17 protein-coding genes and 4 pseudogenes are annotated in these 22,465 nt (G+C 38.2%); 14 read left to right on the top strand and 7 right to left on the bottom strand.

Translation table 11 applies throughout. The annotated features are described in order from the left end of the window. Positions 1-13: 13 nt before the first annotated feature. The 4 genes from E3C75_RS06730 to E3C75_RS06745 form a co-directional block, all read right to left on the bottom strand. Complete coding sequence (locus E3C75_RS06730; protein WP_111679546.1) at positions 14-1,732, bottom strand: phospho-sugar mutase; 1,719 nt, start codon at positions 1,730-1,732, stop codon at positions 14-16. Positions 1,733-1,814: 82 nt separating this feature from the next. Next, entirely contained in the window at positions 1,815-2,387 is a 573-nt protein-coding gene (locus tag E3C75_RS06735; RefSeq protein WP_002948204.1) for an ECF transporter S component, read from the bottom strand. Positions 2,388-2,414: 27 nt separating this feature from the next. Further along, entirely contained in the window at positions 2,415-2,960 is a 546-nt protein-coding gene (coaC, locus tag E3C75_RS06740) for a phosphopantothenoylcysteine decarboxylase (protein ID WP_100273743.1), read from the bottom strand. Beyond that, positions 2,953-3,636, bottom strand: coding sequence for a phosphopantothenate--cysteine ligase (locus E3C75_RS06745; protein ID WP_084828741.1), 684 nt, complete (start codon positions 3,634-3,636; stop codon positions 2,953-2,955). The genes coaC and E3C75_RS06745 overlap by 8 nt, the downstream gene beginning before the upstream one ends. A 193-nt stretch (positions 3,637-3,829) precedes the next feature. Between E3C75_RS06745 and E3C75_RS06750 the strand changes: the two genes are divergently transcribed. The 5 genes and pseudogenes from E3C75_RS06750 to E3C75_RS06775 all read left to right on the top strand — a co-directional run bounded on the left by E3C75_RS06750 (position 3,830) and on the right by E3C75_RS06775 (position 9,441). Continuing rightward, the gene (locus tag E3C75_RS06750; RefSeq protein ID WP_024704082.1) at positions 3,830-5,500 is read left to right on the top strand and encodes a formate--tetrahydrofolate ligase; all 1,671 of its coding nucleotides are present in this window, start codon (positions 3,830-3,832) and stop codon (positions 5,498-5,500) included. Positions 5,501-5,685: 185 nt separating this feature from the next. Next, on the top strand, positions 5,686-6,360 hold the full coding sequence (locus tag E3C75_RS06755) for a response regulator transcription factor (RefSeq protein WP_084828742.1): 675 nt from the start codon (positions 5,686-5,688) through the stop codon (positions 6,358-6,360). Beyond that, positions 6,350-6,589 carry a histidine kinase gene (locus E3C75_RS12270; RefSeq protein ID WP_409350141.1) on the top strand — a complete coding sequence of 80 codons (240 nt, stop codon included), beginning with the start codon at positions 6,350-6,352 and terminating at the stop codon, positions 6,587-6,589. Before E3C75_RS06755 ends, E3C75_RS12270 begins: the two co-directional genes overlap by 11 nt. Positions 6,590-6,733: 144 nt before the next feature. Next, positions 6,734-7,770: pseudogene (locus E3C75_RS11645) on the top strand (sensor histidine kinase); the annotation flags it as partial. Positions 7,771-7,870: 100 nt separating this feature from the next. Then, positions 7,871-9,441 (top strand): IS3-like element ISSth1b family transposase gene (locus E3C75_RS06775; protein WP_106693466.1). Its coding sequence is split into 2 segments (ribosomal slippage): positions 7,871-8,516 and positions 8,516-9,441, totalling 1,572 coding nucleotides; the frame shifts between segments, so codons are not numbered across the junction. Positions 9,442-9,805: 364 nt separating this feature from the next. On the opposite strand, the gene rpsT is transcribed toward E3C75_RS06775, so the two are convergent. Both rpsT and coaA read right to left on the bottom strand, forming a co-directional pair. Continuing rightward, positions 9,806-10,042: a 30S ribosomal protein S20 gene (gene rpsT, locus E3C75_RS06780; protein WP_084825632.1), complete on the bottom strand. Its 237-nt coding sequence runs from the start codon at positions 10,040-10,042 to the stop codon at positions 9,806-9,808. Between the two features lie 68 nt (positions 10,043-10,110). Then, positions 10,111-11,031: a type I pantothenate kinase gene (gene coaA, locus E3C75_RS06785; protein ID WP_023909573.1), complete on the bottom strand. Its 921-nt coding sequence runs from the start codon at positions 11,029-11,031 to the stop codon at positions 10,111-10,113. A gap of 322 nt (positions 11,032-11,353) precedes the next feature. Between coaA and E3C75_RS06790 the strand changes: the two genes are divergently transcribed. The 8 genes and pseudogenes from E3C75_RS06790 (at position 11,354) to E3C75_RS06825 (ending at position 19,098) form a co-directional block, all read left to right on the top strand. After that, positions 11,354-11,944 carry a class I SAM-dependent methyltransferase gene (locus tag E3C75_RS06790; protein ID WP_014727541.1) on the top strand — a complete coding sequence of 197 codons (591 nt, stop codon included), beginning with the start codon at positions 11,354-11,356 and terminating at the stop codon, positions 11,942-11,944. After that, positions 11,941-13,216: pseudogene (locus E3C75_RS06795) on the top strand (pyrimidine-nucleoside phosphorylase). Before E3C75_RS06790 ends, E3C75_RS06795 begins: the two are co-directional and overlap by 4 nt. Positions 13,217-13,248: 32 nt before the next feature. Next, positions 13,249-13,910: pseudogene (gene deoC, locus E3C75_RS06800) on the top strand (deoxyribose-phosphate aldolase). Next, positions 13,897-14,295, top strand: a pseudogene (locus E3C75_RS06805) (cytidine deaminase). Before deoC ends, E3C75_RS06805 begins: the two co-directional pseudogenes overlap by 14 nt. A gap of 68 nt (positions 14,296-14,363) precedes the next feature. Next, positions 14,364-15,428 (top strand): BMP family lipoprotein, encoded by a 1,065-nt coding sequence (locus tag E3C75_RS06810; RefSeq protein WP_172451569.1) that lies wholly within the window; start codon positions 14,364-14,366, stop codon positions 15,426-15,428. Positions 15,429-15,541: 113 nt separating this feature from the next. Next, on the top strand, positions 15,542-17,080 hold the full coding sequence (locus E3C75_RS06815) for an ABC transporter ATP-binding protein (RefSeq protein ID WP_084825635.1): 1,539 nt from the start codon (positions 15,542-15,544) through the stop codon (positions 17,078-17,080). Then, complete coding sequence (locus E3C75_RS06820) at positions 17,073-18,140, top strand: ABC transporter permease (protein ID WP_002950506.1); 1,068 nt, start codon at positions 17,073-17,075, stop codon at positions 18,138-18,140. Before E3C75_RS06815 ends, E3C75_RS06820 begins: the two co-directional genes overlap by 8 nt. 1 nt (position 18,141) lies before the next feature. After that, positions 18,142-19,098, top strand: coding sequence for an ABC transporter permease (locus tag E3C75_RS06825; RefSeq protein ID WP_023909578.1), 957 nt, complete (start codon positions 18,142-18,144; stop codon positions 19,096-19,098). Positions 19,099-19,201: 103 nt separating this feature from the next. Here the strand turns inward: E3C75_RS06825 and E3C75_RS06830 are convergent, their stop codons facing one another. Then, positions 19,202-19,837, bottom strand: a complete 636-nt coding sequence (locus tag E3C75_RS06830) for an MBL fold metallo-hydrolase (protein WP_023909579.1) — start codon at positions 19,835-19,837, stop codon at positions 19,202-19,204. 95 nt (positions 19,838-19,932) lie between these two features. Here E3C75_RS06830 and E3C75_RS06835 point away from each other — a divergent pair, with 95 nt between their 5' ends. After that, the gene (locus E3C75_RS06835) at positions 19,933-22,419 is read left to right on the top strand and encodes a bifunctional DnaQ family exonuclease/ATP-dependent helicase (RefSeq protein ID WP_111679548.1); all 2,487 of its coding nucleotides are present in this window, start codon (positions 19,933-19,935) and stop codon (positions 22,417-22,419) included. The last annotated feature ends 46 nt before the right edge of the window (positions 22,420-22,465 follow it).

Consider the following 22,465-nt stretch of genomic DNA (forward strand, 5'->3'; position numbering starts at 1 on the left):
TAAGTCAAAAGTACTATTCACCTACAAAAGCATTGATTTCTGCTTCGATGTTAGCAATTTTTTCTTTAGCATCCGCTTCAGTTTCTCCAACTGTTGCAATGTAAAATTTGATTTTTGGTTCTGTACCTGAAGGACGAACGGCAAACCATGAATCATCAGCCAAGATGTATTTCAAAACGTTACTTGGAGGAGTTGTCAATTTTTCTACGCCGTCAGCAGTAGTAGCTGTTTGTTCCAAGAAGTCTTCTGTTTTAGCAATATCAGTGTTGTTGAATTGTTTAGGAGCATTGCGACGGAATTTGTCCATGATTTTCTTGATTTCTGCAGCACCATCAACACCTGAAAGCGTAACTGAAATTGTCTTTTCTGAGAAGTAACCATATTGTTTGTAGATTTCCTCGATACCATCTGCCAATGTCATACCACGTGAACGGTAGTAAGCAGCAATTTCTGCAATGATAAGAACGGCTTGGATAGCGTCTTTATCGCGTACAAATGGTTTGATGAGGTAACCGAAGCTTTCTTCAAAACCAAACATGTAAGTGTAATTGTGTTGTGTTTCAAATTCATGAATCTTTTCACCGATAAATTTGAAGCCAGTCAAGACATTAAACATTGTTGCGCCGTAGCTTTCTGCGATCTTAGTAACTAATTCAGTTGATACGATTGATTTACAAAGGGCAGCATTAGCAGGGAGAGTACCAGCTGTTTTGTGAGCTTCAAGGATATATTTGGCGATGATAGCACCAATTTGGTTACCAGAAAGGTTGAGGTATGAACCATCTGGTTGGCGGATTTCAACGCCAAGACGGTCCGCGTCAGGGTCAGTTGCAACCAATACGTCGGCATCTACATTACGACCGAGTTCTTCAGCAAGAGCAAAGGCATCTTGGTTTTCTGGGTTAGGAGATTTAACAGTTGAGAAGTCATCATGAGGAACCGCTTGAGCTTCAACGACTTGAACAGCATCAAACCCAGCTTGAGCAAGGGCACGGCGAGCCAACATTTCACCAGTACCATGAAGTGGAGTATATACAATCTTCATGTCACGACCATACTCATTAATCAAGTCCTGGTTGATGTTAACGTCTTTAACTTCTTTTAGGTATTCAGCATCAACATTTTCACCGATGATTTCGATGAGACCGCTAGCCTTGCTGTCTTCGAGGTCAGCTAATTTGACAGTGAAAGGATTATCAATAGCACGGATGTAATCTGTCAATGCATCGGCATCAGCGGGTGGCATTTGTCCACCGTCTTCACCATAAACTTTGTATCCGTTAAATGGAGCTGGGTTGTGGCTAGCAGTTATCATGATACCAGCAAATGTGTGGAGATGACGTACTGCGAATGATAATTCAGGAGTTGGACGAAGGCTCTCGAACACATAAGATTTAATACCATGAGCTGCTAAAACTTGCGCAGATTCAAAAGCAAACTCAGGAGAGAAACGACGGCTGTCATAAGCGATAGCAACACCACGTTTTTTAGCTTCCTCACCTTTTGAGTCGATCAATTGCGCCAAACCTTCGGTTGCTTGACGAACAACATAAATGTTAATACGGTTGGTACCAGCGCCGATTAAACCACGCATACCAGCTGTACCGAATTCAAGATTAGTATAGAAGGCATCTTCTTTAGTTTTTTTATCCATAGAAACCAACTCGTCACGAAGATAAACAGGCAATTCAGCAAAATCGAGCCATTTTTGATAATTTTCAGTGTAAGACATATCAATCTCCTTTATATTTTTAAACGCTTACATTATATCACAACTAAAGGAAAAAAATCATGCTAATTACCATGTTTTTTCTTTATTTTTTCAATCGAAGTAGCATAGGTGTGATACTAAGCGTTAATAGGCCAGCAATAACCATTTCAGCAACAGAGTTTATAGTGAAAATAGTTGCCATTAGAGTTTTTCCACCTGCTGAGTAGAAATTAGGGATTAGGAAGTAGATACCTAGAAGCACGAAAAATGTATTTGTAAAAGCACCTAAAACACCAGACAGCGTCAAGCCTAGGCGATTTTGAAGTAACTTGTAGATAAAGTAAGGAAAAATACCGATTAAAATACGAGGAACAATTGCAATGACAGCAGATGCCCAAGTTCCTCCTTCCACAAAAGGACTGAAGAGATAACTGCCTACTGTATAGACGATAGTGTTACGAACAATACTCATAATTCCCATAAAACCGCCTAAATATGCACCAATTTTAGGACCATAGACGATACTAGCAATAATGACTGGGATATGAGTTAGGGTTGGTTTGATTGGAAGTGCAAAAGCAGCAAAGATAGTTTGACTGAGTACCTCAATAACGACCATTGTGGCTATTAATAGAGCCAATTGTGCCGTTTGGTTTGCTTTATTTTTTTTATTCATCATAAACTTCTTTTCTTGTCAACAAGACTATTTTGTTAGAGCATTATCTATTGACTCAATAATGACAGAAATATCAGCTAGAGCGCCACGACCTGTATCTCCGCATGCAAGTAAACCAGATTTTGGAAGAATTTCTTGGTAGCCAACTTCTTGCAAGGTCTTTAAGTTCTTCTTAGTCAATGGATTTTCATACATTTTCGTATTCATTGCTGGTGCAATTAGTTTTGGAGTGGTGCTTGGCAAAGCTAAAGCCGTCGCAGTTAGCATGTTATCAGCCATGCCGTGTGCTAATTTGGCAATCGTACTTGCTGAAGCTGGGGCAACAATAAAGAGATCAGTTTTCTTAGCTAAGTCAATATGATTAATACGTTCAGCCAATTTTTCTTCCATAACATCGGAGTGAACTGGATTCTTAGAAAGAGCTTGAAGAGTTAGAGGCGTAATAAAGGATTGAGCAGACTCAGTCATAATGACGTGGATATCATATCCCTTTTTCTTTAGTTTGCTTGTCAGATCTGCTGACTTATAGGCGGAAATTGAGCCAGAAACAGCAAGTATGATACGTTTAGTCATAGCATATCCTTTCATATAAGGCTTGAGCAATTGCAGACTTAGTTGTAACCATCTCTTCACCCTTTTCGTCAACTAGATAAGCAATATGTTGATTTGGAGTAATCTCACCCAAATCATTTGCCACAATAATGTTTGCTTGATTGCGTTTAAGACTAGCACGAGCAGCCTTGAAAAGATCCTCTTTGCTGACATTTGCGAGAAGTTTGAAGCCAACCAACTGAATATTGGGATTCCATTGTTTAACCAGGCTAATAATCTTTGGTGTCTTTTTAAGGAAAAGAACCTGATAATCCGAAGCCGAAGATATCTTGCTCTCAGTGTTAGACTTATGTAAGAGTTGGCTGGGGTTTTCCGTATCTTCCAACTCAGCGAAATCCGTCATATAAATTGGAGTATAGTCAGAGATAGCCATACTATGGATGAGGACATCGTGCTCCTTGACAAGTGGCTCCATACTTTTTAGGAGACTGTCTACGTTGGTAATTTCTGTAATCTTTAGATTTTCTTTTGGTTCAGGTTTAACGGCAGTCTTTACAGTTACTAAGGTAACTTGGTGACCCTTAGCCAAGAAAAGTTCAGCGATTTCCTTACCCAGATAACCTGTTGAATGATTTGTGATTCCACGGACATCATCAATCTTTTCAGTGGTACCACCTGATGTAATCAAAATTTTCATAGTAGTATTGTACTAAAAATTTAGATTTTAGTAAATAATAGTAAGTGTTTTTGAGACGTACCCCTATAAAATAAAGTTATAACTTTTTATAGCTAAATAAAAACCGAACATTTGAAAACAATTTCTAAAAAATAGTGCGTTTTTTATTAATCTTTGTTATAATAGTACATAGAAATATATAGAGGAGTATCTCATGAAAACAGATATTGAAATTGCTCAAAGTGTAGAATTAAAACCAATCACAGAAGTAGTTGAAAAAGTTGGAATCGGCTTTGACGATTTGGAACTCTACGGAAAATATAAGGCAAAATTGTCGTTTGATAAAATCAATGAAGTCAAAGACGACAAACCAGGAAAATTGATTTTGGTAACAGCCATCAATCCAACACCAGCAGGTGAAGGTAAATCAACCATGTCAATTGGTCTTGCAGACGCTCTTAACAAAATTGGTAAGAAAACAATGATTGCCCTTCGTGAACCATCTCTTGGTCCTGTTATGGGGATTAAAGGTGGTGCTGCAGGTGGTGGTTACGCTCAAGTTCTTCCAATGGAGGATATCAATCTTCACTTCACAGGTGATATGCACGCTATTACTACAGCGAATAATGCCTTGTCAGCCCTTCTTGACAATCATATTCATCAAGGAAACGCCCTAGGTATTGATCAACGTCGTATTATTTGGAAACGTGTCGTTGACCTTAATGACCGTGCTCTTCGTCATGTGACAGTTGGTCTTGGTGGCCCACTCAATGGTATCCCCCGTGAAGATGGTTTTGATATTACCGTAGCCTCTGAAATCATGGCAATTCTTTGCTTGGCTACTGACATCAACGACCTTAAAGAACGCTTAGCTAACATTGTCGTTGCTTACCGTTATGACCGTACACCTGTTTATGTACGTGATCTTGAAATCGAAGGTGCGCTTACACTTATTCTAAAAGATGCCATCAAACCTAACTTGGTACAGACAATTTATGGTACACCAGCCTTGGTACATGGTGGTCCATTTGCCAACATCGCTCACGGATGTAACTCAGTTCTAGCTACATCTACAGCACTTCGCTTGGCAGACTACACGGTCACTGAAGCAGGTTTCGGTGCAGACCTTGGTGCTGAAAAATTCCTTGATATTAAAACTCCAAACCTACCAACAACTCCAGATGCTGTCGTTATTGTTGCTACACTTCGTGCTCTTAAGATGCATGGTGGTGTCGCTAAAACTGACCTTTCTGAGGAAAATGTTCAAGCCGTTCGCGATGGCTTTTCAAACTTAAAACGTCATGTAGAAAATATACGTAAATTTGGTATTCCAGCGGTTGTTGCCATTAACGAATTTGTTGCTGACACAGAAGCTGAAATCGCAGCTCTTAAAGAACTTTGTTCCGAAATCAAGGTTCCTGTTGAATTGGCTAGCGTTTGGGCTAATGGTGCTGATGGTGGTATTGACCTTGCTAATACAGTAGTGGATGCTGTTGAAAATGGCAATGCTGATTACAAACGTCTCTATTCGGATGATGATAGCTTGGAAGAAAAGATTACTAAGATTGTTACTGAAATCTATGGTGGTAAATCAGTTGTCTTCGAGAAAAAAGCTAAAAATCAACTCAAACAGTTTGCAGAATTTGGTTGGGATAAATTGCCAGTATGTATGGCTAAAACACAATATAGTTTCTCAGATAACCAATTCTTGCTTGGAGCACCAGAAGGTTTTGATATCACTATTCGTGAGTTTGTTCCTAAAACAGGTGCTGGATTCATCGTGGCTCTCACAGGTGATGTTATGACCATGCCAGGTCTTCCAAAAGCCCCAGCGGCCCTCAAGATGGATGTTACTGAAGATGGAACAGCAGTTGGTTTGTTCTAATAACGAATATTTCTTTAAAGCAGTGCCTATAGGTGCTGTTTTTTGCTCCATTCTTAAGGAAAATAAGGTAAACTGAGTCTAAATAAAAGAAATTAATGCACTAGAAGATTAGATGTATTTTCGATATAATAGGATGATTTAGAGAGATATATGACTAGGTTTTACACCTAGCAAGAGGGATAACTATGATTAAAATTTTACTAGTAGAAGATGATTTGAGTTTGTCGAACTCAGTTTTTGATTTTTTAGATGACTTTGCGGATGTGATGCAAGTATTTGATGGAGATGAAGGTCTTTACGAAGCTGAAAGTGGTGTTTATGATTTGATTCTTTTGGACTTAATGTTACCTGAAAAAGATGGTTTTACAGTTCTTAAAGAATTGCGTGAACAAGGAATAACGACTCCTGTTCTTATCATGACTGCTAAGGAAAGTCTAGACGATAAGGGGCATGGCTTCGAACTCGGAGCTGATGATTATCTAACCAAGCCTTTCTATTTAGAAGAATTGAAGATGCGTATTCAGGCACTTTTGAAACGTTCTGGTAAATTTGATCAAAATACTTTTTCTTTTGGAGATGTTTGTGTCAACCTTTCTACAAATTCAACTTATGTGGGTGATGAAGAAGTAGAACTTCTTGGTAAAGAATTTGATTTATTAGTCTACTTCCTACAAAATCAAAACGTTATTTTGCCCAAGTCGCAAATCTTTGATCGTCTTTGGGGATTTGATAGTGATACCAATGTCTCTGTTGTTGAAGTTTATGTTTCGAAAATTCGTAAGAAACTTAAGGGGACTGATTTTGCTACCAACCTACAAACCTTAAGAAGTGTGGGGTATATTTTGAAGAATGCTGACTGAATTTTTCAATTATCTTTTCAGGAGAATCAAGTCAGACGGCTTTAAGTTCTTCATCCATTTCTTTGCAACTTTTTCTGGTATTTTCCTTATCATGACTGTTATGATATTGCAGATTCTCAGTTATGGAGTTTATTCCAATGTTGACTCTAGTCTGAAAGCAGCAGTAACTAAGACCAATTCTTATTTGGAAATGGAAATGCTAAAACGCGAATTTTTTTCTGACTTCTGATGTAGATCAAAATAATACGGCAACTATCTATCAGGAGTATGATAGCAAAGCATATCGCTAGACAAAATACCTAATTCGAGTGTTTATAAGACAAAATCTAAAAAGACCAAATCAAAAATCGAGGATGCTCCTCATGATTTGACTGTAGCAGCTAATACTAGTGTGTTAGTTCTTGATAAGAATGGAAAGCTCCTAAACGTTGTCGACAAATTTTCTAGCTTATCTAATTTACCAATAGATCAAAATACTATTGATGTTATTAGTAAGGGAAGTGCTCAGAACTATTTTGATCAAACGGAAAATTATCGCTTGGTTACTGAAAAAGTAGATAATAGTTTCTATCCTGATGCTAAGTACGTTGTTATTGCAATCAATACGACGCAATTAGAAGAAGCCTCTGAACGTTATGTAAAACTAATTCTCATTATGATGAGTTTTTTTGGCTACTATCTATCGCGGTTAGTTTGTATTTGGCAAAATGGTTAATGCGGGCTATACAGGAAAGTCTTGAGAAGCAGAAGACATTTGTTGAGAATGCTAGCCACGAGTTGCGTACGCCACTTGCTGTGATTCAAAACCGCCTAGAGTCTCTTTTCCGCAAGCCAGAGTCTACAATTTTAGACAATTCAGAGAACATTGCTTATAGTCTAGATGAAGTCCGAAATATGCGTCTTTTGACGACCAATCTCTTGAATTTGACTCGTCGTGATGATGGTATTAAACCAGAAATTGAAATCCTAGACTCTTCTTTCTTTGATAAAGTCTTTACCAATTATGCTACGATTGCTGAAGAAAGTGAAAAGGGGTTTACTGCTCAAAATCAGGTTGGGCGCTCAATCAAAACTGATAAGACTCTATTGAAGCAGCTTATGACAATTTTATTTGATAATGCTATCAAATATACAGAAGATGATGGCCAGGTGACCCTCACCGTTCGTACTAATGATCGTCATCTTTATATTACAGTGGCAGACAATGGCCCTGGTATTGCAGATGAAGATAAGAAAAAAATCTTTGATCGTTTCTACCGAGTAGACAAAGCTAGAACTAGACAAAAAGGTGGTTTTGGGTTGGGCTTATCTTTGGCACAACAGATTGTTCTTGCACTTAAAGGAACAATAATTGTCAAGGACAATCAGCCGAAGGGGACTATTTTTGAAGTTAAAATTACCGGAGTCTAATGAACAACTAAAAATCCTGCCAGCCTATTGATATACTCCCCTTATAGTGGACAGTGAAAAAATAAAAATTTTCACTAGAAACTATAAGGGGAGTCTTATTATGTCCAAAAGAAGTCCAAAATCTGTATCTGAGAAACTAGAAATTGTTCTGCTTCACTTGGAAGAAGGTAAATCACTTAGTTGGTTAACTAGAAACCAAGGTATCTCTAAAGACACCCTATCGAACTGGGTTCGGAAGTACAAAGAAGCTGGTGTTGATGGGCTAGAGGAAAGCCGTCAATGGAAGAAGTATAGTAAGGAACTAAAGGAACAAGCTGTTTCCGACTATCTTAATGGCTTGGGAAGTCTCAAAGATCTGACCAAAAAATATGGAATTTCTGACCCTTATGTTCTCAGATCATGGATAAAAAGTTATACTAGTGGTAAAGAACTGAAAGCTACTAGTAAAGGAATGAGACGCATGAAGCAAGGACGCAAGACAACATTTGAAGAACGAATTGAGATTGTCAATTTTACCCTTGCCCACGAGAAAGATTACCAAGGGGCTGTTGAGAAGTATGGTATTTCCTACCAGCAGATCTATTCTTGGGTCAGAAAGTTCGAGAAGGACGGTTCTAACGGTCTCCTAGATCGTCGTGGAAAAGGTCTTACAAGTAAACCAAACCTTACTCCAGAAGAAGAGTTACGCCTCAAAATCAAGCAACAGGAAGAGCGGATTAAGTATCTTGAAATGGAGAACGGCCTGCTAAAAAAGTTAGAAGAAATCAAACGACGAAACCGACGGTAAGACTTGGTCGGCACTTGGAAACCTTCCAAGCGATTAAAGAATATGCGGATGAGTATGAAGAGGTTTCTATCAGCCACTTGTGCCATATTCTAAAGGTATCTCGCTCAGGCTATTACAAGTGGTTACAACATCAAGAAACAACTTCTGAACAGGAAAATTTAGGCTTGATGGATATCATCAAGAAACTTCATAGCCAGCATAATGGTATTCTTGGTTATCGTCGTATGACGCTATTTGTCAATCGCAAGCTTGAAACAAACTACAACAAGAAGCGGATTCGACGCTTGATGCACATTCTAGGTCTACGTTCCATTATCAGAAGAGCCAAGGGCTATTGTACTAAAACTAGCTTTGTCAATGTAGAGGACAACATTCTCAATCGTAATTTTACAGCCACTGCTCCAAATCAGAAATGGTGTACAGATGTGACTTTCTTGAAGTACGGTTTCAGCTGTAAAGCCTATTTGAGTGCTATTAAGGATCTTTACGACGGCTCAATTGTCGCCTATGTAGTTGGTCAATTTAATGATAACGAATTGGTATTGGAAACACTTCGTAAAGCACAAAAAGCTAATCCTAATGCGACACCATTAATTCACAGCGACCGAGGTTCGCAGTATACTTCGAAAGATTATTACCGTTTAACTACCCAGTATCAGATGACCCGCTCCATGTCTCGTGTTGGTAAGTGTATTGACAATGCACCAATTGAGAGTTTCTTTGGGCACTTTAAGACGGAGTGCTATGATTTGAAGAAGTATAAGACTTTTGAGGAGCTAGTTTCAGATATTGATGCCTACATCTATTTTTACAATCATCAACGTTTTCAAGAGCGCAATAACGGCCTTGCCCCTCTTGAAATGAGGAACAAGGCCGTCGCCTAATATTTTATTATTTCATTGTCCACTTGACAGGGAGCTGTTCATATTGTTAGCAGGATTTTTATGATATTTTGACAAGAAAGGCTCTATAATTTCTGTAGTGGGTAAAACTACTGTAGGGATTATAGAGCTTTTTGAGTGTACACAAAAAGTCCCATAAGAACTATAATGAAAAGCAACAGAGCTTACTGACTACTATACACTTTATCAGCTTTTGCTTTTTCACTTTCATGAGAAGAGAGTAGATGAGTTCTTTGAACTGATAGAGAAAAATAGGAGCTATCCGGTCCTCTCTAGATGTTAGCTTTTTGTCACCCACTACAGTTGACAAAGAGCCACAAGAAAAAACTCCTACTGGAGTTTTCGATTAGTTAGCCAATTTAGCTGCAAGACGTGATTTATCTCGGCTTGCTTTGTTTTTATGAATCAAACCTTTTGAAGCGGCTTTATCGATGCTTGCTGATGCAGCTCGGAAAGCTTCTTCAGTTGGGTTAGCCTTGAATGCCTTAATAGCAGTACGCAAAGCTGATTTTTGAGCTGAGTTTTTTTCGTTTTGTTTAACGTTAAGTTCAGCGCGTTTGATAGCTGATTTAATATTTGCCAATGTTTTCACCTCCAAATTTATCTAACTATGTTATTATACGTTATTTTAGAACCCTTGGCAAGCTTTTTCTATTTTTTTAAATGAATGAGGTCGATTTTATGACTATCACCTTTATGAAGAATAAGCTCTGCACGATTTCGTGTGGGTTCGATATAATTTTCTAGATTTACCAAGTTGATTTCTGTCCAAGTTTTTTGCGCTAAGGAAAGAGCTTCTTCTTTTGTAAATTTGGTAAAACGATGGTAATAGTTGTTTTCATCTTTTCGAGCAAGTTCAAGAAGAGTTTGAAAACGTTCAAGATACCAAGTTTTGATATTTTTCACGTCAGCATCAATATAGATAGAAAAATCAAAATAGTCACTCATATAGAGACGTTGGTTAATGGGATTCTGAAAAACATTAATACCTTCAACAATTAGGAAATTTGGTTGACTAATTTTCTGAGTAAGTCCTGGTACAATATCATAAATCTCATGTGAGTAAACAGGAATGTTAACATCCCCACCATTTTTTACGGTATCTAGAAAATTGAGAAGTAGTGGCATGTCGTAGGATTCGGGGAAGCCTTTACGATTAAGTATTCCCTTATCTATGAGGACCTGGTTTGGGAATAAAAAACCATCTGTTGTCACCATATCAACCTTCGCCTTAGGGAAGGTTCTTTGAAGAAGTAGTTGCAGAAGGCGACTAGTTGTTGATTTTCCGACTGCAACAGAACCTGAGATACCAATAATAAAAGGTCTGTTAGCCTGTGCTTTTTGCAAAAAAATCCCTTTTGAAAAGGTGAGGTCCTCTGCAGCTCGATGATAAATACGAATCAAATTGATTAAAGGAAGATAGATGTCCCTCACTTCCTGAACGTCAATCTTGTCATTTAAACTCCTAATGGATTCTAGTTCTTCTGGGGTTAATGATACTTGATCTTCTTGATAGAATCTTTGCCAATCGCTCCGAGATATAGTTTCAAAATTGATAAATTCGTTTAACATGGCTTAATTATAGCAGAATTTACTAATTCATGTAAGCCTTATCAAAACACTAAATAATAAATGATGGATTTAAAACAAAAGGAATATAAACCTTTACAAAATTGTTGACATTATTTTTTTGTTATGCTACACAAATTTTGTAAGCATTCTTATTTCAAAAGATACTTGAGAGATACTTGAAATATCAAGGTGTTTTCTTAATGTATTCCTTCTCATTTATATAGCATTCTCTATAGCATTATCTTTTTTTTTCTGTTATACTTAATATGATATGAGCCTTATCATTTTCTATGACTTGATAAGAACACAAAGAAGGAAAAATATGTCTAAAATGTATTATGCAGAGACGCCAGATGCGGCTCACGATATTCACGATCTTAATGTATCACTCTTAGGTCAAGGTTTCCATTTTTATACTGATGCAGGTGTGTTTTCAAAAAAAATGGTGGATTATGGTAGTCAGGTCTTGCTCAATGCTTTAGATTTAGAAAGAGGAAAAAACCTACTTGACGTTGGTTGTGGCTATGGTCCATTAGGAATTAGTCTAGCAAAGGTTCAAGGCGTCCAATCAACGATGATTGATATAAATAGTAGGGCTATAGATTTAGCTAAAAAAAATGCTGAACGTAACGGAGTAGTCGCTCACATTTTTCAATCAAACATCTATGAAAATGTCTCAGAAAAGTTTGATTATATAATATCCAATCCACCAATACGTGCAGGGAAAAAGGTAGTTCATGAAATTATCGAAGGGGCATTTGATCACCTTAATCAAGGTGGAAGTTTAACAATTGTTATCCAGAAGAAACAAGGAGCACCTTCTGCTAAAGCGAAGATGGAAGATGTCTTTGGAAATTCGGAAATTATAAGAAAAGATAAGGGGTATTACATACTTAGAAGCGAAAAGTTATGAGAACAGTTGATTTAATTGAAAAAAACGTGATGGTGGTAAATTGACCACTGAAGAAATAGCTTATCTCATTCGAGGGTATGTATCTGGTGACATTCCAGATTATCAGGTTTCAGCTCTGGCGATGGCAATCTATTACAAAGGGATGAGTATTCGTGAAATTCATGATTTAACGACAGAGATGGTTTCTTCAGGTGATCAATATGATTTATCTAGTATTGAAGGCGTTAAAGTTGATAAACATTCAACTGGTGTGTTGAAGATAAGGTAACAATCATTTTAATGCCATTAGTTGTAAGTTTTGGTGTACCTGTAGCTAAAATGAGCGGACGTGGATTAGGTCATACTGGAGGTACGATTGATAAACTTGAATCTATAAAAGGATATCAAGTCAAACGTACCAAAGAAGAATTTATTCAACAAGTTAAAGAAATTGGTAATTTCTCTTATTGAACAGTCAGAACATCTTGTTAAAGCGGACAAACTTCTTTATGCACTTAGAGAAGTGACTGCTACAGTAGATTCAATTCCTTTGATTGCAAGTTCTGTTATGTCTAAGAAGATTGCTGCAGGAGCTAATAAGATCCTTCTAGACGTTGCGGTAGGTCAAGGTGCTTTTATGAAGAGTTTGGAAGAGGCTGAGCACCTTTCTGAAACAATGGTTTCCTTAGGCCGTGAAGTGGGTCGAGAAACAATTGCAGTGATTACAGATATGAGTCAACCACTTGGTAGAGCTATTGGTAACCGTCTTGAAATTTTTGAAGCTATTGAAATTATGCAAGGTAAGGGCCATGCAGACATTACAGAGTTCATTTGTGGATTAGCAGAGATTCTTTTAAATTTGACAGGAGTTGAATCGAGTTCAGATAAAATTCGTCAACATTTAGTGGAGGGTGTAGCTCTATCTAAATTTGAAGAACTTATTGAAGCTCAAGGTGGAGACTTGGATGACCTTTATCGTAAGAGTGCAGCAGCATATGTCACAGAAGTTTTGGCTGATGAAGAGGGTTATATTTCTGAACTACCAGCTTTAGCATTTGGTAAATATGCTATGAAATTAGGGGCTGGTCGTACTACTAAAGCTGACACTCTTAATTATGAAACAGGGATTGTTTTTGAGAAAAAATGGGGATTCTGTCAAAGTAAGTGAAACTGTTGCTAATATTTATAGTGACCAAGCCCTAACCGAAGAGCTAATTGATGAATTTAAAGCTTATATTACAAATCAGCAATGAATGTAAGAAGCCAAAAGAAATTTTAAAAATTATTTCTTAATAAATGAGAGAGCTTGTTTAAGGAGTATATTTATGACAGTTAATACATATATTGACCACACTTTACTAAAGCCAGATGCGACGCTTGAACAGATTGAAAAGTTGATTGCAGAAGCAAAAAAATATGAATTTGCAAGTGTTTGTGTTAATCCAACTTGGGTAAAGACTGCTGCTGATTTGCTAAAAGATAGTTCCGTTAAGGTTTGTACAGTAATTGGATTCCCACTAGGAGCAACAACATCGTCTGTTAAAGCGTTTGAAACACGAGATGCAATTTCAATGGTGTAGATGAAGTCGATATGGTAATCAATATCGGTGCTCTAAAATCTGGACAGAATGAACTTGTTGAATCGGATATTAAAGCAGTAGTGGACGCTAGTGGAGATAAGTTAGTCAAAGTCATTATTGAGACTTGCCTGCTTAGTTACGATGAAAAAGTTCAAGCCTGTCAACTTGCCAAACTTGCAGGAGCAGACTTCGTAAAAACCTCTACTGGTTTCTCAACTGGTGGGGCAACTATAGAAGATATTGAACTCATGCGAGAAGTAGTAGGACCAAATATGGGGGTTAAAGCAGCTGGAGGAACACGTTCCTATAAAGATGCGCAAGCTTTTATTAAAGCAGGGGCTAATCGGATTGGAACATCTGCGGGTGTTGCGATAATGGAAGGTGAGAGTGTCGATGGTGGATACTGAGATATCACAAATTATTGAGGAAGCTGAGGAAGCTGCTGGCAACGCCTACGTTCCTTACTCACATTTCCGCGTAGGTGCAGCTCTTCTGACAAACGACGGTCAGATGTATAAAGGTTGCAACATTGAGAATGCATCTTTTGGTTTAACTAATTGCGCAGAACGTACTGCTATATTTAAAGCAGTTTCAGAAGGTCATCGAGATTTTGAAATGATAGTCGTCTACGGTGACACTGAGCAACCCATCTCACCTTGCGGTGCATGCCGTCAAGTAATGGCCGAATTTTTTAAACAGGATTCTAAAGTGATTCTTATCGCTTAAGATAAATCGACAGTCGTGATGACAGTCGGAGAGTTGTTACCATACTCTTTTACAGACTTACAATAGTCTAGTTGTTATATTCTTTATTAAGCAGGGTTTCTTGCAAGTTTATAGGAGGAGTGTTCAAGATGAAATTGAACAAGAGAATTATTGGAATTGGTCTTGTTGCTGTAGCAGTAGTTGGTCTTGTGGCCTGTGCTCGTGGTGGACGAGGTGGATCAGCAGCTGATTCGAAAGTTAGAGCTGCAATTATTACAGATAGTGCTGGTGTTGATGATAAATCATTTAACCAATCAGCATGGGAAGGTCTTCAAGCTTGGGGTAAAGCTAACAAACTTGAAAAAGATTCAGGTTACACATATTTCCAATCAAACTCAGAATCTGATTTTGCAACGAACTTGTCATCAGCTGTAGACCAAAATTATAATCTTATCTTTGGTGTTAGTTTTAGACTTCACGATGCTATTTCAGAATCAGCTAAAGATAATGAGAAAATTAATTACGTTATCATCGATGACGTAATTAAAGACCAAAAGAACGTTGAAAGCGTATTGTTTGCTGATAATGAAGGAGCTTACCTTGCAGGTATCGCCGCAGCAATGCAATCACAAAACAAGAAAGTTGGTTTCATCGGTGGTCAAAAATCAGACACAATTACACGTTTCGAAGCTGGTTTCACTGCAGGAGCTAAATCTGTAAAACCTGATATTGATGTTCAAGTTCAATATGCTGAGTCATTCAATGATGCTGCTAAAGGTTCAACTATTGCTTCAACAATGTATGCTTCAGGCGCAGATGTTATCTATCAAGCTGCTGGTGGAACTGGTACAGGTGTCTTCACAGCCGCTAAAGAGATTAATGAAAAACTTAGCGCTGATAGCAATAAAAAAGTTTGGGTAATCGGTGTTGACCGTGACCAATCAGCAGAAGGAAACTATACGTCTTCAGATAAGAAAAAATCTAACTTCGTTTTAACTTCAACAATTAAACAGGTTGGTACAGTCGTTAAAGACATTGCTAACGATCAAGTAAAAGGCAAAGAATTTGAAGGTGGTAAAACTAAGACTTATGGTATCAAAGATGGTGGTGTTGACATCGTAACATCTAGTCTCCCTTCAGATATTAGGGATGCAGTTGTAAAAGCTAAAGATCAAATCAAGAATGGTGAATTGAAACCAACTGATGGTCTTAGCAAATAATGGGTTAAGTACACACACTTAGACCTTAAACTGGGACAATTTTTGTCTCAGCAAAGGAAAGCAGTTTATGATTTCCTTTGCTGATATAATAATTATTTTTGATAGGAGATTGTATGACGAAGCCAAATGTCATTGAAATGCACGACATTACCAAAAAATTTGGTGAATTTGTTGCAAATGATCACATCAATCTCGATGTGAGACCAGGAGAAATCCATGCCCTCCTCGGTGAAAATGGTGCGGGTAAGTCAACCTTAATGAATATGCTTGCAGGCCTTTTACAGCCTACAAGTGGAACAATTAAGGTAAATGGGCAAGTTGTGTCTATTGATTCACCGTCTAAAGCAACAAAATTGGGTATTGGGATGGTCCACCAGCACTTTATGTTGGTTGAAGCTTTTACAGTTGCTGAAAACATCATTTTAGGTAGTGAAGTGACCAAATCTGGTGGTGTTCTTGATATGAAGAGGGCTGTAAAGGAAATTACAGAATTGTCTCAACGATATGGCCTTGCGGTTGATCCATCAGCTAAGGTTGCAGACATCTCTGTCGGTGCCCAACAACGTGTTGAAATCCTTAAAACCTTGTACCGTGGTGCTGATATTTTGATTTTCGATGAGCCCACAGCCGTTTTGACACCTTCTGAAATTACGGAACTTTTAAACATCATGAGAACTTTGGTTAAGGAAGGTAAGTCTATTATCCTTATCACCCATAAGTTGGATGAAATTCGTGCGGTTTCTGATCGTGTTACGGTTATCAGACGTGGTAAGTCAATTGATACAGTTACTATCGAAGGGTCTACAAATGCCGATTTGGCTGAGATGATGGTTGGTCGTCATGTTTCCTTTAAAACAGAGAAAATTCCTTCAAATCCTAAAGAAGTGGTTCTTTCTATTAAAAATTTGGTGGTTAATGAGAATCGAGGCATTCCAGCTGTTAAAAACTTATCGTTAGATGTGCGTGCTGGTGAGATAATTGGTATCGCTGGTATTGATGGAAATGGACAGACAGAACTTGTCCAAGCGATTACGGGACTTCGTAAAATTGAGTCTGGTGACATCACTATTAAGGGTGAGTCTATCATTAATAAGACCATACGTCAGATTACTGAGATGAGTGTCGGTCATATTCCAGAGGATCGCCATCGTGATGGTATGATTCTTGAGATGACAGTTGCTGAAAATATTGCTCTTCAAACCTATTATAAGGAGCCTAATTCTAAGAATGGTATTTTGAATTATAATATCATAAATGCAAAGGCTAGTGAATTGATGAACGAATTTGACGTTCGTGGTGCTGGAGAATTAATCGCCGGTGGTGATTTGTCAGGTGGTAACCAACAAAAAGCAGTTATCGCCCGTGAAATTGACCGTAATCCAGATCTTCTTATTGTAAGTCAACCAACTCGTGGTCTTGATGTTGGTGCCATTGAGTATATCCGTAAACGTATTATCGCTGAACGCGATAAAGGTAAGGCTATCATTGTTGTCAGCTTTGAATTGGATGAAATTCTTGATATGTCAGATCAAATTGCTGTTATCTATGATGGTGCAATTCAAGGTATCCTAGATCCTGTTAAAACCAATAAGCAAGATCTTGGTATCCTTATGGCTGGTGGACAATTGAATAAGGAGGAAGCAAATGTCTAAAAAAACACAAAATTGGGCAGTTCCTTTAATTGCTATCCTCTTGGGAATGCTGGTCGGTGCTGTTTTGATGTTAATCTTTGGTTATGATCCATTCTGGGCTTACTACGATCTTTTCTCAACGGCCTTTGGTTCTTTGAAAAATATTGGTGAAATTCTACGTGCGATGAGTCCATTGATTCTGATTGCACTTGGTTTCTCTGTAGCATCTAAGGCAGGACTTTTCAACATTGGTTTGCCAGGGCAGGCCTTAGCTGGTTGGACCTCTGCGGTGTGGTTTGCGCTAGCCTTTCCTGAATTACCTAAAGTAGTTTCTATTGTTTGTACTGTCATTATTGGTCTAGTTGCCGGTGGTATCACTGGTGCTGTTCCAGGTATTCTTCGTGCCTACCTTGGAACAAGCGAGGTTATCGTTACCATCATGATGAACTATATCATTTTGTATGTTGCTAACAATATTGTCCGTTTTGGTTTCACAGCTGATATGTTACGTTCATCAGAAGCCTCTAACAGGGTTTCAGCTTCCGCAAGTTACCAAACAGATTTTCTGTCTTCTTTAACAGATGGATCACGTTTCAATATTGGTTTCTTTCTTGCTATTGTAGCTGTATTCCTAGTTTGGTTCATGCTTAAGAAAACAACAACAGGGTTTGAAATTACATCTGTTGGTTTTAATCCAAATGCGTCTGAGTACGCCGGAATCTCATCAAAACGAGTGATTATCATGTCTATGATTATTTCAGGTGCACTCTGTGGTCTTGGAGGAACAGTAGAAGGACTTGGGACTTTCCAAAATGCCTTTGTACAAAATTCTTCATTAGCTATCGGTTGGAATGGTATGGCCGTTTCCCTCTTAGCAGCCAATTCACCAATTGGTATTCCATTTGCAGCTCTTCTCTATGGTGTCTTGTCTGTTGGTAAAACTGGTATGATTGGTGTGCCATCAGAAATTATTGATGTTGTATCAGCTTTGATTATCTTTTTCGTTGGTGCCAACTACATTATTAAATATTGGATTCGCCCTCGTCATAAATCAGTGAAAGCTAAAGGAGGACAAAACTAATATGGACTTTATTACAATCTTATCCTTAATTGTTGCCTCTATGCTGAAATATTCAGCACCGCTGATTTTCACGAGTATCGGTGGTACTTTCTCTGAACGAGGGGGTATCGTAAACGTCGGACTTGAAGGAATCATGGTTATTGGGGCCTTCGCAGGTGTTCTCTTTAACTTAAATTTTGCGGATAGTTTTGGCAATGCAACACCTTGGATTGCGGCCTTGGTAGCAGGATTTATTGGGCTTCTTTATTCCTTGCTCCATGCTGCTGCGACAGTTAACTTTCGTGCGGACCATGTTGTCTCAGGTACAGTTTTGAACCTGATTGCACCGTCTTTGGCTGTCTTCTTGACACGTGTTATTTACGGTGCAGGTCAAACACCAGCTATCAGTCATAACTTTAAAACCGTTTCCTTCCCTATCTTGAGTAACATTCCTGTCTTGGGTAAGATTTTCTTTACTAATGTTTCTTTGATTGCTTATGTAGCCATTTTAGTTTCAGTAGTGTCATGGTGGATAATCTTCAAGACACGCTTTGGTTTGCGTCTTCGTTCAGTTGGTGAACACCCACAGGCTGCAGATACACTTGGGATTAACGTTTATCGTATGCGTTACTACGGTGTTATGATTTCTGGTTTCCTTGGTGGTGTCGGTGGTGCGGTTTACGCCCAATCGATTTCAAACAATTTTGCTGTTACCACTATTGCTGGTCCTGGTTTCATTGCTTTGGCTGCTATGATTTTTGGTCGTTGGAATCCAGTTGGAGCTATGCTCTCAAGTTTGTTCTTCGGTTTGTCACAATCATTGGCAATCATCGGAAAACAGTTACCTGTTATTTCACATGTACCAAACGTCTATTTGCAAATTGCACCGTATATTTTGACAACTATTGTTTTAGCTGCATTCTTCGGTAAATCCGTTGCACCTAAAGCAGATGGTGTTAACTATATCAAATCTAAATAGGAGCTCAAAAGAGTTTCTGATGAGAAGGCCCTCGGGTCTTCTTTTTTGTACTCAAAAAGCCCAACTTTGCCAAAATGAGAACAGCAGTGATGGGCTTTTCTTTTTATGAAAAATGTGGGTTAAAGATTTTTTCGTGACCGATAGTTGTGTCCCATCCGTGGCCCGGAAAAACACGATAGTGGTTAGGAAGAGTGAGAAGTTGATCTTGAATGCTAGAAAGTAACTGGTCGTGATTACCTGTAGGAAGGTCCCATCGCCCAACTGCTTCTTTAAAAAGGGCATCACCAGAAAAAACAGTTTCTTCTTTTTCAAAGATAAAGGAAACTCCACCGATAGAATGTCCAGGAGTTGGAACAACTTTAAACTGGAAGTTGCCGATGTTATAGTCCTTGATAAAATCAAAATAGTAGTCAGCAGGATTGACAATAACATCCTCCATATCATCATGACGTGGAAGACCAGACAAATTATGGACGGGATTCATTAACCAGTCTTTCTCGGCTTCTGCGACATAGACAGGCGGGTGGTTATAAGCTTGACGGACAGCTTCAACGCTCATAATGTGGTCATAGTGCGTGTGGGTCAAGAGGATGGCAGCAACAGGTTTAGCAATTGCCTCGAGTTTAGCTAAGATACTTGAAGTGTTGCTTCCTGGATCAATGACTAAGCTGGCTGATTCGTTTTCTAAAATATAGGTGTTTTCCTGGGCAACAGGATTTAAAATTCGTTTTATTTTCATAGCTCTAGTTTAGCACGAAATTCAGGCTTTTTCCAATATCAGAATGATGGCTTTGTCTTTTTTTGGTGTCCTGGATATGCTATAATAAGGTTGTTATGAGTGAAAAAAGCACGAATAAATATGCCATTGTTGATTTGGAAGCTACATCGGCTTCATCAACGGCTTGTATAATACAGGTGGGAATTGTTATCATGCAAAATGGTAGGGTAATTGACGAATTTGCGAGTGACGTTAATCCCCACCAAAAACTTGATAATCATATTGTTCACTTAACAGGAATTACTGATCAACAGTTGTCTCAGGCACCAGATTTCTCAGAAATTGCTAGAACCATTTTTGAACTGATTGAGGATTGTATTTTTGTTGCCCATAATGTAAAATTTGATGCAAACTTGCTTGCAGAGGCACTTTTTATGGAGGGCTTCGAACTAAGGACGCCTCGTGTTGATACAGTCGAATTAGCTCAGGTCTTTTATCCGACGCTAGAACAATATAATCTTTCTTATTTATCACGAGTCTTAAATCTTGACTTAGCTCAAGCTCATACGGCAATTGAAGATGCGAGAGCTACAGGGAAGCTTTTGTTTCATTTGATGGATAAGATTGCTAGCTTACCTAGACAGACCATTGATATGCTTTTGACATTTTCTGATAATTTACTTTTTGAGTCTGAATTGGCTATTCGTGATGCCATAAAAGGTAAAACTAACAGCCTTTCAAAGGAATATATCATGCTTGAGGAATCTGGTATCGTACTTCGTAGACCTTTGACTTACATGTCGGAACGTAAGCTTTCTCAAGATTTTGAAACTAATATTGCTCTCTTAGGTTTAGAATCAAGAGCTAAACAAGAGGAATTTGCGAAGACAGTGAGGAGGGAATTTGACAATATTGATATTTCAATGATCCAAGCTCAAACTGGAATCGGGAAAACCTATGGCTACCTGATCCCTTTGTTAGCACAAGCCGATGTCGATAAAGTAGTAGTATCTGTTCCAACAAAGCTTCTTCAAAATCAGATTATGAGTCAGGAGGCCAAGGCCTTAGCAAAAGTCTTTAACATTAACTTTCATAGTCTAAAAGGACCACATAACTACATCAAATTAGATGCCTTTTACCAGACCTTGTTTCGTCAGGATAGTAACCGCTTGATTAATCGTTATAAAATGCAACTTTTAGTTTGGTTGACTGAAACCGAAACTGGTGATCTTGACGAAATTAAACAGAAACAACGCTACATGGCTTATTTTGATGAAATCAAACATGATGGTAAGCTAAAGGCAGATAGTCTTTTTGTAGAGTACGATTTTTGGAAGCAGTCTTGTCAAAAAAGTCAAGAAGCTAGAGTGGTTGTAACCAATCATGCTTATCTATTGACACGTATGGAAGATGACCATGATTTTGTTCGAGGAAAGACTCTTGTGATTGATGAAGGACAAAAGATGGTTCTGGCTTTGGAACAGTTTTCACGTTATCAAGTCAATCTTACTACTCTTTTGCAACATATTCATCGTATTCTTGATAGCGGTAATCAGACTTTGTTACAACAGCGTTTGCTTGAAAATTTGCAGTTTGAAGTGAGACATTTAATTCAAGAGCATCAACAATTCCCTCAGAAGCAGTATAATCGGCAGCAATTAAATCGTTTGCTTCAAACCATTTCTGAACTTGAAGGTGAGAGTGATGTGATGGAGATGGTGTCATCATTGAACACACCGCATTATAGTCAATTTTGGCTTGAAACAGACTATTATCAGGAACATCGCGTTACATATTTAAATGCTTCACGTCAGGAGCTATTGAAATTATCTGATTATCTCCCAAGTGCTCAAAAAGTGATAATCGTTTCAGCAACAATTGATATTGGTCCAGATGTCGATGTAGCTGATTTATTAGGACTAAGTCAGGTACATAAAGTAAGCCTTCCAATGGATGGTTTGCGAAATCAATCTATCTGGATTGACCAAACCATGCCTATGATTGGCGTTTCTTCTGAAGAAGAATATGGAGAAGCGATTGCAAAGCGACTCCAGAAACTATCTGCAATGGGATATCCTATTTTTGTATTATTTACATCTCGAAAGAGTATGATAGCTGTTTCTGATTTGTTAGATCATAGGGAAGTTCATCACTTGACTCAAGAGAAAAATGGGACAGCCTTTAACATCAAAAAACGTTTCGATAGAGGTGAGACTAATCTCTTACTTGGTATGGGATCGTTCTGGGAGGGTGCTGATTTTGCTCAACAAGATAAGGTGATCGAGGTTATCACACGTCTTCCTTTTGACAATCCTAAAGATCCTTTCTATCAAAAAATAGAGTCTTTGTTCTCTAAGCAAGGAAAAAGTACTTTTGATAGTTACAGTCTCCCGATGATGGTTTTACGTTTCAAACAGGCTATTGGACGTGCCCAAAGAAGACCAGAACAGCGATCAGCTATTCTTTTAATGGATAATCGTCCCCTAGTTAAGAGCTATGGAAAACTGTTCATAAAGGAAGTATCACAAGAAGTCACCCTTAGACATGCACCATTTAAGCAGCTAAAAGAGGACATTCAAGAATTCTTAGAAAAAGAGTGTTAATTTTTTAGTCAAAGATTTTCTAAGACGACAGAGTTTCTACGCATTT

Source organism: Streptococcus thermophilus, assembly GCF_010120595.1.
Taxonomy (GTDB): Bacteria; Bacillota; Bacilli; order Lactobacillales; family Streptococcaceae; genus Streptococcus; species Streptococcus thermophilus.